Genomic DNA, 11,594 nt, shown 5'->3' on the forward strand with positions numbered 1-11,594 from the left:
GCCTGTGACTGTCAGCAAGATCGTGCGTGGCCTGCCCGCCGTGGCGCTCGTGGGCGCCACCGTCGCGGGCATGCCGGCGGCCCAGGCCGACAACCGGCGGCTCAACGAGAGCGTCGCCGTGAACGTCTACACGATCCAGCATCAGGCCGACTGCCAGACCGACCTGAAGATCAACTCGCAGCTGCAACTGGCCGCCGAATGGCACACCAGGGACTTGTTGAACAACCGGGCCCTCGACGGTGACATCGGCTCTGACGGCTCGACCGTGCAGGACCGGGCCAATCGCGCCGGGTTCGTCGGCAAGGTCGCCGAAACCGTCGCGATCAATCCGGCGCTGGCCATCAGCGGCATCGAGATCATGAACCGGTGGTACTACCGGCCGGACTACATGGCGATCATGTCGAACTGCGCCAACACACAGATCGGCGTCTGGTCGGAGAACAGCCTGGACCGCTCCGTGGTGGTCGCGGTGTACGGGCAGCCGGGCTGACTAAAACCCCAGCCGGCCCAGTTGTTTGGGATCGCGCTGCCAGTTCTTTGCGATCTTCACCCGCAGGTCGAGATACACCTTGGTGCCGAGCAGCTTCTCGATCTGCGTGCGGGCAGCGGTGCCGACTTCGCGCAGGCGGGCACCGCCCTTGCCGATCACGATGCCCTTCTGCGAGTCGCGCTCGACGTAGAGGATGGCGTGCACGTCGATCAGGTCGTCGCGGCCTTCGCGCTGCTCAACCTCGTCGATCACCACCGCCAGCGAGTGCGGGAGCTCGTCGCGCACACCTTCGAGGGCCGCTTCCCGGATCAGCTCGGCCATCAGGACTTCTTCGGGCTCGTCGGTGAGTTCGCCGTCGGGGTAGAACGCCGGTCCGGGAGGCAGTTTCGAGACAAGCACATCGGTCAGCACATCGAGCTGGGTGTTCGACGTCGCCGAGACGGGCACGATGTCGGCGTCGGGCCCGAACAGTTCGCTGACCGCCAGCAGTTGCTCGCCCACCCGGTCCTTGGACACCTTGTCGATCTTCGTGACGATGGCGATGAGTGTGGTTCTCGGCGCTACGGCACGGATCTGCTCGTAGATCCAACGGTCGCCCGGACCGATCTTCTCGTCGGCGGGGATGCACATCCCGATGACGTCCACCTCGGAATAGGTGTCTTTCACCAACTCGTTGAGGCGCTGACCCAGCAGCGTGCGGGGCCGATGCAGCCCCGGGGTGTCGACGAGGACGATCTGGAAATCCTCGCGGTGGACGATGCCCCGGATCGTGTGCCGGGTGGTCTGCGGCCGGTTCGACGTGATCGCGACCTTGGTGCCCACCAGAGCGTTGGTCAGCGTGGACTTTCCGGTGTTGGGCCTGCCGACGAAACAGACGAAGCCGGAACGGAATTCGGTTTCCGCGGTCACGACACGTTGCCGGCACGATCGGTGACGATCACGGCTGCGTCGGCGGACAGTTCCCGCACCGCCGCGACACCGGCGTCGTCGGCCGACCCTCCGACGAGTACGGCTGCTTCCAGGCCGGCGGCTCCGCTGGACACCGCCGCCGCGACCGCAGCCTGCAGTGCGGTCAGGGTCAAGGCGTCGAGCGTGACCGGCGCACCGGCGTAGGTGCGCCCGTCCAGGTCCCGCACTGCGGCGCCGCTGCCTGCCTCGGCGCGGCCCATGGCACCGCGGGCGAGCACCACCAGCTTGGCGTCCTCATCGTCCAACGACTTCGACTCGCTCATCCCTGTTCCTCCGCGTCCTCGTCTTCCCGCTCGACAGGCGTCACCAGCACGGTGCCGATTCTGACCCGGCCCCTCGGGTCCGGTCCCCCCTCGGCACGCAGCAGTAGGCCGTCCCACTCCACCTCGGCGCCAGGCAGCGGCACACGTCCCAGTTCCAGCGCGACCAGACCCCCGACGGTGTCGACGTCGAGGTCTTCGTCGAACTTGATGTCGTACAGCTCGCTGAGGTCCTCGATGGGCAGCCGGGCCGACACGCGGTAGGTCGACTCTCCGAGGTCTTCGATCGGCGCCACCTCGTCGGTGTCGTACTCGTCGGCGATCTCCCCGACGATCTCCTCGAGGACGTCCTCGATCGTGACAAGGCCTGCGATCGCGCCGTATTCATCGACCAACAGCACCATGTGCACGCGGTCGCGCTGCATATCGCGCAGCAGCGCATCCAACGGCTTGGAGTCAGGTACGAAAGCGGCCTTGCGCATGACGTCCGACACCAGGGTGCCCCTGCCGCCGTCGTTCGAGTAGTACGTCCTCTGAACGAGATCCTTGAGATACACCACCCCAATGACGTCGTCGACGTTCTCGCCGATCACCGGGATCCGAGAATGCCCGCTGCGCACCGCCAGCGACGTCGCCTGACCCGCAGATTTCGTGCTCTCGATCCACACCATCTCGGTGCGCGGCACCATGACTTCGCGGGCCGGAGTGTCACCCAGCTCGAACACCGACTGGATCATCCGCCGTTCGTCGTCGGCGACAACTCCGCGCTGCTGGGCCAGATCCACCACTTCGCGCAGCTCGATCTCGGAGGCGAATGGTCCGTTGCGGAAACCGCGGCCCGGCGTCAGGGCGTTTCCGATCAGTACGAGCAACCGGCTGATGGGGGTGAGAACCACTGAGATGGCTTGCAGCGGAAGCGCTGTCACCAAAGCGATCTGATAGGCGTTCTGCCTGCCGAGGGTCCTGGGCCCGACGCCGACCACCACGAAGCTGACCACCGTCATGATGCCCGCGGCGGCCATCAGGCCCTTGCTGACCCCGAGGTAGTCGTCGAGGTAGGCCGCCATCAACACCGTCGCGCTGACCTCGCAGGCGATGCGCAGCAACACGATGAGGTTGATGTAGCGGGGGCGGTCCAGCATGACGCGAACCAGCCGGGTTGCGCCGGGCCGTTCGTCGCGGACGAGCTCCTCGACGCGAGCAATGGATACGGTGCTCAGCGCGGCGTCCGTGGCGGCGAACAGACCACCGAAGACCACCAGCACGACCGCACTGATGAGTTGCCCGACGTTGGTCACCGAGTGTCGCCGTCGTTGAAATCTTCGAAGTGGCGCGACCTGTCGAGCAACCGGCGGTCCTTCTCGCTCTGCCGGTCAAGGTGATACGCCTCGACCTGGTCTGCCACCCACTCCTCGAGCAGCTCACGCTGTAGCGCGAACATCTCTTTTTCTTCGTCAGGTTCGGCGTGGTCGTAGCCGAGAAGGTGGAGCACACCGTGCACGGTGAGCAGCGCCAATTCCTGGCCCAGCGTGTGGCCGGCATCGGCGGCCTGCTTCGCGGCGAACTCGGGGCACAGCACGATGTCGCCCAGCATCGAAGGTCCGGGCTCGGGAGCATCCGGGCGGCCGCCGGGCTCCAGTTCGTCCATCGGGAAGCTCATGACATCGGTTGGGCCAGGCAGGTCCATCCAGCGCATGTGCAAATCGGCCATCGCCGCGGTGTCGAGCAGCACCATCGACAACTCTGCGGCGGGGTTGACGTCCATCTTGCGGATGACGAACTGGGCGACGCTGACGAGTTCGGATTCGGAAACGTCGATGCCCGATTCGTTGGACACCTCAATACTCATGGTTCTCGGTCCTGTTAGCGCCGCGGACGACCCTGGCCGGATGCGCGCCGCTGTGCGCGGTTCATCAGCGTGGGCTCCTCGTACTTGGCGTAGGCATCGACGATTTCCCCGACCAGGCGATGGCGCACCACGTCGGCGCTGGTGAGTTCGGCGAAGTGGATGTCGTCGACGTCGCCGAGCACCCGCATCGCGGTGTTCAGTCCCGACGGGGCTCCACCGGGCAGGTCTACCTGCGTAACATCGCCCGTCACAACCATTTTCGAGCCGAAACCCAGTCGAGTGAGGAACATCTTCATCTGCTCGCCGGTCGTGTTCTGCGCCTCGTCGAGGATGATGAATGCGTCGTTGAGCGAACGGCCACGCATATACGCCAGCGGTGCGACCTCGATCACGTTGGCGCTCATCAGCTTCGGGATCAGCTCGGGATCCATCATGTCGTGCAGTGCGTCGTAGAGCGGCCGCAGGTACGGATCGATCTTCTCGCTCAGGGTGCCGGGTAGAAAGCCAAGACGCTCACCGGCTTCCACCGCAGGGCGGGTCAAGATGATCCGGTTCACCTGCTTGGTCTGCAGGGCGTTGACGGCCTTGGCCATCGCCAGGTAGGTCTTTCCGGTTCCGGCGGGTCCGATCCCGAACACGATGGTGTGCGCGTCGATGGCGTCCACATATCGCTTCTGGTTGAGCGTCTTGGGCCGGATCGTCTTGCCGCGGCGCGACAAGATGTCGAGTGTGAGCACCTCTGCCGGCGATTCTTCGACGGTTCCGGTCAGCATCGCCACGCTGTGGCGCACGGCGTCCGATGTGAGGGTCTGCCCGCTGGCGACAACCTCGATCAATTCCGAGATTGCCCGCTCGGCCAGCGCCACGTCGGCGGGCTCGCCGGAGATGGTGATCGCGTTGCCGCGGGCGTGAATGTCGGCGGACAGCAGTCGTTCGAGGGCGCGCAGATTCTCATCGGAGGATCCCAGGAGGCCCATGACGTATTCGGGCGGAACCGTAATGCTGCTGCGGACCTGAGAACCAGATGCTTCCTGGCCTGCATTTTCGCGGGGCGCCACGTGTGGTTTTCTGCCTGCTTTCTGGGTTCCGTCCGAGGGTGCTTTTACGAAAGCCCAGTTTAACCCTGCCGACCCACGCCGCCCAACTAGTTTGGGCCCGTCTCCACTGGGACCGGTGCCGGCTGCCGCAGCGGACGCGATCGCACCACCAGGGGCCACCAGAACCAGCGTCCGAGCAATGTCGCGATCGCGGGCATCATGAACGCCCGGACGACGAACGTGTCGAACAACAGGCCCAGCCCGATCGTCGTGCCTACCTGGGCCATCACGCGCAGGTCGCTGACCACCATCGATGCCATCGTCAGCGCGAACACGACGCCGGCGACGGTCACCACGCTGCCGGTGCCGCCGATCGAACGGATGATTCCCGTCTTGATTCCTGCCGGAATCTCCTCTTTGAACCGGGACACCAACAGCAGGTTGTAGTCCGACCCGACGGCGATCAGCGCGATGATCGACAGCGCGAGAACCATCCAGTGCAGTTCGATACCGACGATGTGCTGCCAGATGAGGATCGAGATGCCGAACGATGCACCCAGCGAGAGCGTCACGGTGCCGACGATGACCAGCGCGGCGACCAGGCTGCGGGTCAACACCAGCATGATCATCAGCACCAGACACAGCGCCGAGATCACAGCGATCAACAGGTCGTAGCGCGACCCGTCGGACATGTCCTTGAAGGTGGCCGCGGTGCCGCCCAGCTGGATTTTCGCGTTCTCCAGGGGCGTGCCCTTCAGCGCCTCGATCGCCGCGATCTTGATGGGTTCGACCCGCTGCAGGGCGTCGTCGGTGGTCGGGTTGCCCCGGTGTGCCACGAGCATGCGCACTGTCTTGCCGTCGGGTGAGAAGAAGCTCTCCATCGCCCGTTTGAAGTCGGGATTGTCGAAGACTTCGGGCGGCAGATAGAACGAGTCGTCGTTTTTGGCTTCGTCGAACGCCTTGCCCATGTCGGTGGAGTTGCGGGTCAGCTCGTCCATCTGGTCGTAGAAGCCGCCCATCGTGGCATACGTCGTCAGCATCATCTGACGCATGCTCTCCATGGTCTCGATCATCGGCGGGAACGTGGCGAGCATCTGCGGCAGCAGCGTCTTCATCTCGTCCATGTTCGCCACGGCCTTGTCGAACGTCTCCGTCATGACGCTGATGCCGTCCATCGAGTCGAACAGGGACCGGAAGGACCAGCACAGCGGGATGTTGTAGCAGTGCGGTTCCCAGTAGAAGTAGTTACGGATCGGCCGGAACTGGTCGTCGAAGTTGGCGACCATGTCGCGGATCTGGTGGACCGTGTCGAGCATGTCGGTCATGTCGTCGATCATGTCGGTGGTGATCGTCGAGAACTTCGACATCAGCGCATACATCGTCTTCATCGTGTCGATGGTTTTCTGGATGTCATCGGCCTGGGTCCGCATGTCGGCGATACGGTCCTTCATCAGCTTCATGTTCTGTTGCTGACCGACGCCCTGCATGCTGATCAGGAACGGGATCGACGTGTTCGCGATGGGGGCGCCGTCGGGCCTGCTCGGCGCCTGGACCCGGGCGACACCTTCGACGCCGAACACCCTCTTGGCGAGTCGATCGAGGATCAGGAAATCCGACGGGTTGCGCAGATCGCGATCGGCTTCGACGAGCAGGACCTCGGGACTCATCCGGGACAGCGAGAAGTGTTCGGTCGCTGCCGTCAAACCCGCATTCGCCGGAATGGATTCAGGAATGTAGCGGGTGTCGTCGTAGCTTGTCTGGTATCCGGGGAGCGCGGCGAGCCCGATCAGGGCCAGGGCCAGGGATGCCACCAGAATGGGTCCGGGCCAGCGCACGACCATCGTGCCGATTCGGCTCCACGCCCGAATCCGCATGGCGCGCTTGGGTTCCAGTAGTCCGAAACGGCTACCGACGGTGATGATCGCGGGACCGAGGGTCAGCGCGACCAACACGCCGGCGATGATGCCGACCGCGCAGGGAACCCCCATGCTCTGGAAATAGGGCATCCGGGTGAACGACAGGCAGAACATGGCGCCGGCGATCGTCAGACCGGAGCCGAGCACGACGTGCGCCGTGCCATGGAACATCTCGTAATAGGCCTCTTCGTGGGTTGCCCCGGAGGCGCGCGCCTCCTGATAGCGGCCGACCAGGAAGATCGCGTAGTCGGTGCCGGCGGCGACCGCCAGGGACACCAACAGATTGGTCGCGAAGGTCGACAGCCCGATCACCTGGAAGTGGGCCAGCGCGGCCACGACGCCGCGGGCGATCGACATTTGGACGCCGACCATGACCAGCAGCAGGACCACGGTGGTGATGGACCGGTAGAAGAACAGCAGGAGCACGATGATGACCACGAACGTGACGATCAGGATCAGCGCCATGCTGCTCTCACCGGCGATGTTCACGTCGGCGGTCAGCGCGGCGGGTCCGGTGACGTAAACCTGCACACCCGGTGGGGGCGGGAGACCGTCGACGATCTCGCGGACGGCGGCGACGGACTCGTTGGATTCCGTCTCGCCCATGTTCCCGGCGAGATAAAGCGTGACGTAGGCCGCCCGACCGTCGGAACTCTGCGCCGCCGCCTGGGTGAGAGGGTCGCCCCAGGTGTCCTGGATGTTGCGGATGTGGTTGGGGTCGGCTTCGAGCTTGTCGATCAGCTGGTCGTAGTAGGCGTGCGCGTCGTCGCCGAGGGGCTCGGCGCTTTCCAGCACGATGAGCGCGATCGAGTCGGATTCGGATTCGCCGAACAGCCGTCCCATGTCAGCCATCGCCTGCATCGACGGAGCGTTGCTCGGGCTCATCGACACGGCGTTCTGCGCGGCGACGACCTCGAGCTGGGGCACCAGCAGGTTGAGGGCCACGACCAGGAGAACCCACATCAGGATGATCGGCACAGCCAGCCGACGAATCACCCGCGCAGCAACGGTGGGCTCCCTTAGGGATGCGCGTGGCGTGACGGACAGTTTCATGCGGACTTTGTGAAGCAGTAGACGTAGGCCGTGTAATTGGAGGCGGTGCGTTCGTCCTTCACCACGCCGTCCGCCGAGATCCGACACCCGATGAAGTCGCCGTCACCCTGTGCCACAACGTTTCCCACCATCGCCGGCGAGGTGGTCTCGACCTCGATGGCCCACGGCAGGGCCGCTCCGACGACCTGGTTGGGGTCGCCCTCGGCGTCGATGTAGTTGATGTCGGCGGTGGCGCCCGGGTTGCCGTATACCTCGTAGCGCACGCGCTTCGGATCGGTTCTGTTGGAGTCCTCGGACATGCTTCCGGCGTAGGTCGGTAACTGGTGGGAGCCGAAGATGTTGCGGATACGCCAGACTGCGAAGCCTCCGACAACCAGAACGAGCACCAGGACCAGAGGTATCCATGCACGGGTCACACGGGTGAGAATCGGGAGTCCTTCAGATTGGCTTCACGACTAACTAGCCCGCGAACTACTGCGGACAGAGGGAAGGCTAACCTATCTAAATTGGTGGCGGGCTGCTACCCCCGGGGGGTGTGCAGACGGGTTCTGCGCCCTGCGTCCAGTCAGCGCCACCGAGCCGTGAGAGGTCCGAGCGCGCCGAGTGCCACGGTGGCCGCAGTCGACGTGCGCAGCACCGACGGCCCGAGCCGCACCGCTACCGCGCCGGCCTCGGTGAGGGCGGCTAGCTCGTCATCGGAGATGCCACCTTCGGGGCCGACGACCAGTGTCAGCCTGTCGGCCTGCGCGGGAATCGCCTCCGCCAACGGCTGGGAGGCCGATTCGTGCAGCACCAGCACGGAACCGGGGACCGCAGAGTGCGTCGACTCGACAAGATCGCGCGTGGAGACGACACCCTCGACGCCAGGTACGTACGGCCTCCGCGACTGGCGGGCCGCCGAGCGGGCCACCGCGGCCCAGCGGCGAAGTCCCCTATCCACTTTCGCGGCGCCGTCCCAGCGGGCCACACAGCGCGCAGCCTGCCATGCGACGAACGCGTCAGCGCCTGCCTCTGTGGCCAGTTCGACGGCGAGCTCCGAGCGTTCCGACTTCGGCAGCGCCTGCACGACGGTGACGGCCGGAACGGGTGGATCGACCGATCGGCGGTCCTGGACGCGGGCCGTCAACCGGCCCTTGGCGACATCCTCGACGATGCAGTGCGCGACTATGCCGGCGCCGTCGGAGAGATCGAGATGCTCTCCGGAGCGGGTGCGGCACACCGTCGCCGCATGGTGCCCCTCGTCGCCGTCGACGACGGCGATCTCACCGGCCGCGGGAACGGCGTCGACGTAAAAGAGACTGCGCACGCGTGGGACTTGGGGTCGTGCGCCTAGCGCCCGGTGAACGTCTCGCGCAGCCGCGAGAAGATGCCGCCGCCGTGCGAGGCAGCGCCGCTGCCCTGGGCGCTGCGCACCTCGGCGGTGTCGCGGCTGCGCTCTTTCAAGGTGCGCAGCAGCTCGATGTCCTCATGGTCGAGGCGAGACGGCACGACGACGTCGATGTGGGCATGCAGGTCGCCGCGCACACCGGAGCGCAGGTGTGGCATTCCGTGCCCGCGCAGAGTGGTGACCGACCCTGGCTGCGTGCCTGCGCCGATCGTGATGTCGATGGGTCCGTCGAGGATCGCGTCCACCGATACGGTCGTGCCCAGTGCGGCGTCGACCATCGGCACTGAGACCGTGCAGTGCAGATCGTCGCCCTCGCGGAGAAAGACCGGGTGGGGCTTCTCGTGAACCTCCACGTACAGGTCGCCTGCGGGGCCGCCGCCGGGTCCGACCTCGCCCTGTGCGGCCAGCCGCACCCGCATGCCGTCGCCCACCCCTGCCGGAATCTTGACGCTGATCTCGCGGCGTGCCCGCACCCGGCCGTCGCCGGCGCAGCGGTTACACGGGTTCGGGATGACCTCGCCGACGCCGCCGCAGACGGGGCACGGCCGCGACGTCATCACCTGACCGAGCAGGGACCGCTGCACGGTCTGAACCTCGCCGCGCCCGCCACAGGTGTCGCAGGTCTCGGGTGTCGAATTACCGTGGGTGCCCTTACCGTGGCACAGGTCGCAGAGCACCGCGGTGTCGACGGTGACTTGCTTGGTCACACCGGTCGCGCACTCTTCTAGATCGAGCCGCATGCGCAGCAGCGAATCCGATCCGGGGCGGACACGGCCGACCGGACCGCGCGAAGAGGTGCCCCCGCCGAAGAACGCTTCGAAGACATCGCCGAGCCCGCCGAAGCCGGAGAACCCGCCGGCACCCGCGCCCGCGGATTCCAGGGGATCGCCGCCGAGGTCGACGATGCGGCGCTTCTCCGGATCGCTGAGCACCTCGTAGGCGGCGCTGATCTCCTGGAAACGTGCCTGCGCACCCTCGTCGGGGTTGACGTCAGGATGCAGTTCACGGGCCAGCTTGCGATAGGCGCGTTTGATCTCCGCATCGCTGGCGCCCTTGCTCACTCCGAGCAGCCCGTAATAGTCGCGTGCCACGCTCAACCTTTCCCACCCGTCCGATCCGTTCAAACCCTTAGGGGCGCCAGATCAGCGGTTACCTAAGACTTCGCCAATATAGAGAGCAACCGCGGCGACGTTGGCGATAGTTCCCGGATAGTCCATCCGTGTGGGACCCAACACGCCCATGCCTCCGAACACCTTGCCCGAACTGCCGTACGCGGTGCTGACCACCGAGGTGCCCGCCATCTGTTCGGCCTCGGTTTCGTGACCGATCCGCACGGTCACCTTGCCCGCCTCCTGCTGTTTGGCCAGCAGGCGCAGCACCACGACCTGCTCTTCCAGCGCTTCGAGCACCGACCGCAGTGACCCGCCGAAGTCGGCGGTGTTCCGCGTCAGGTTCGCGGTGCCGCCCAGCAGCAACCGCTCCTCGGTGTGCTCGACCAATGTCTCGACCAGCACCGTTGCTGACCGGCCCACCGCGTCGGCCAGTCCACCCTGGCCGTTGAGATGCGACGCCAGGTCCGACACCGCGATCGAGGCAGCCGTCAACGGCTTGCCTTCGAGTGCCTGGCCGAGCAGGTCGCGCAACTGACCCAGCTGAGCCTCGTCGATGCCGTCCCCGAGTTCGACGATGCGCTGGTCCACTCGTCCCGAATCGGTGATCACCACCAGCAGGAGCCGAGCCGGCGTCAGCGCCACCACCTCGAGCCGCCGCACCGCCGATGTGGACAGCGTCGGGTACTGGACGACGGCCACCTGCCGGGTCAGTTGTGCGAGCAGCCGCACGGCGCGGCGCAGCACGTCGTCGAGGTCGACGCCGGACTCCAGGAACGACAGGATGGCGCGGCGCTCGGCGCCCGACATCGGTTTCACATCGTCGAGGCGGTCGACGAACTCGCGGTAGCCCTTCTCGGTGGGCACTCGCCCGGAGCTGGTGTGCGGCTGCGTGATGTAACCCTCGGCCTCCAGCACTGCCATGTCGTTGCGCACCGTCGCGCTGGAAACGCCGAGATTGTGACGCTCCACCAAGGACTTGGAGCCGATCGGTTCCTTGGTGGCGACGAAGTCGGCGACGATGGCACGAAGTACCTCGAATCGACGTTCGTCCGCGCTGCCCATTGTTCACCTACCTGAAGTAGACCGGTCCCAGTGGCGTTCATTTTACGGTGACGAACGCAGCGTGCCCGGCGCGCGCGGGTTAATCTAACGGACCTAATCAAATTCTTGCGAGGGCAACGGGCAGCGAAGGCGCAGTCGATGATCTTCAAAGGGGTTCGCGACGGCCGACCCTATCCTGACCACGGGCTGTCGCATCGGCAGTGGGCACAGATCCCGCCCCGCCAGATCCGCCTCGACGAATTGGTGATGACGACCACGGTGCTGGCCCTCGACCGGTTGCTCTCCGAAGACTCGACCTTCTACGGCGACCTGTTTCCCCATGCCGTGAAGTGGCGCGGGAACGTCTACCTCGAAGACGGCCTGCACCGTGCCGTGCGCGCGGCGCTGCGCAACAGGACGGTTCTGCACGCCAGGGTGTTCGACATGGATGAGCCTGCCGGCTTCGTCGGCCGAGCCTGA

At 65.7% G+C, this 11,594-nt stretch carries 12 protein-coding genes; 2 read left to right on the forward strand and 10 right to left on the reverse strand.

The window, feature by feature from the left end; genetic code table 11:
- The first annotated feature begins 70 nt into the window (after positions 1 to 70).
- A complete protein-coding gene (locus AWC12_RS10225; RefSeq protein ID WP_234813942.1) occupies positions 71 to 490 on the forward strand; it encodes a CAP domain-containing protein in 420 nt (139 codons plus the stop codon).
- Here the strand turns inward: AWC12_RS10225 and era are convergent, their stop codons facing one another.
- The 10 genes from era to hrcA form a co-directional block, all read right to left on the reverse strand.
- The gene (era, locus tag AWC12_RS10230; protein ID WP_024445289.1) at positions 491 to 1,399 is read right to left on the reverse strand and encodes a GTPase Era; all 909 of its coding nucleotides are present in this window, start codon (positions 1,397 to 1,399) and stop codon (positions 491 to 493) included.
- Positions 1,396 to 1,722 carry a cytidine deaminase-like protein gene (locus AWC12_RS10235; RefSeq protein WP_024445288.1) on the reverse strand — a complete coding sequence of 109 codons (327 nt, stop codon included), beginning with the start codon at positions 1,720 to 1,722 and terminating at the stop codon, positions 1,396 to 1,398. The genes era and AWC12_RS10235 overlap by 4 nt, the downstream gene beginning before the upstream one ends.
- A complete protein-coding gene (locus AWC12_RS10240; protein ID WP_085174058.1) occupies positions 1,719 to 3,017 on the reverse strand; it encodes a hemolysin family protein in 1,299 nt (432 codons plus the stop codon). Before AWC12_RS10240 ends, AWC12_RS10235 begins: the two co-directional genes overlap by 4 nt.
- Complete coding sequence (gene ybeY, locus AWC12_RS10245; RefSeq protein WP_024445286.1) at positions 3,014 to 3,568, reverse strand: rRNA maturation RNase YbeY; 555 nt, start codon at positions 3,566 to 3,568, stop codon at positions 3,014 to 3,016. The genes AWC12_RS10240 and ybeY overlap by 4 nt, the downstream gene beginning before the upstream one ends.
- 14 nt (positions 3,569 to 3,582) lie before the next feature.
- On the reverse strand, positions 3,583 to 4,626 hold the full coding sequence (locus AWC12_RS10250; protein WP_024445285.1) for a PhoH family protein: 1,044 nt from the start codon (positions 4,624 to 4,626) through the stop codon (positions 3,583 to 3,585).
- An 86-nt stretch (positions 4,627 to 4,712) separates the two neighbouring features.
- A complete protein-coding gene (locus AWC12_RS10255) occupies positions 4,713 to 7,574 on the reverse strand; it encodes an MMPL/RND family transporter (protein ID WP_085174060.1) in 2,862 nt (953 codons plus the stop codon).
- Positions 7,571 to 7,990, reverse strand: coding sequence for an MmpS family transport accessory protein (locus AWC12_RS10260; RefSeq protein ID WP_085174062.1), 420 nt, complete (start codon positions 7,988 to 7,990; stop codon positions 7,571 to 7,573). The genes AWC12_RS10255 and AWC12_RS10260 overlap by 4 nt, the downstream gene beginning before the upstream one ends.
- A gap of 149 nt (positions 7,991 to 8,139) precedes the next feature.
- The gene (locus tag AWC12_RS10265) at positions 8,140 to 8,880 is read right to left on the reverse strand and encodes a 16S rRNA (uracil(1498)-N(3))-methyltransferase (protein WP_024445283.1); all 741 of its coding nucleotides are present in this window, start codon (positions 8,878 to 8,880) and stop codon (positions 8,140 to 8,142) included.
- Between the two features lie 23 nt (positions 8,881 to 8,903).
- Entirely contained in the window at positions 8,904 to 10,052 is a 1,149-nt protein-coding gene (gene dnaJ, locus AWC12_RS10270; protein ID WP_024445282.1) for a molecular chaperone DnaJ, read from the reverse strand.
- Positions 10,053 to 10,103: 51 nt separating this feature from the next.
- The gene (hrcA, locus tag AWC12_RS10275; protein WP_024445281.1) at positions 10,104 to 11,135 is read right to left on the reverse strand and encodes a heat-inducible transcriptional repressor HrcA; all 1,032 of its coding nucleotides are present in this window, start codon (positions 11,133 to 11,135) and stop codon (positions 10,104 to 10,106) included.
- Between the two features lie 138 nt (positions 11,136 to 11,273).
- Between hrcA and AWC12_RS10280 the strand changes: the two genes are divergently transcribed.
- Entirely contained in the window at positions 11,274 to 11,594 is a 321-nt protein-coding gene (locus AWC12_RS10280; RefSeq protein WP_024445280.1) for a type II toxin-antitoxin system VapB family antitoxin, read from the forward strand.

This window comes from Mycolicibacterium iranicum, from assembly GCF_002101705.1.
Classification (GTDB): domain Bacteria; phylum Actinomycetota; class Actinomycetes; order Mycobacteriales; family Mycobacteriaceae; genus Mycobacterium; species Mycobacterium iranicum.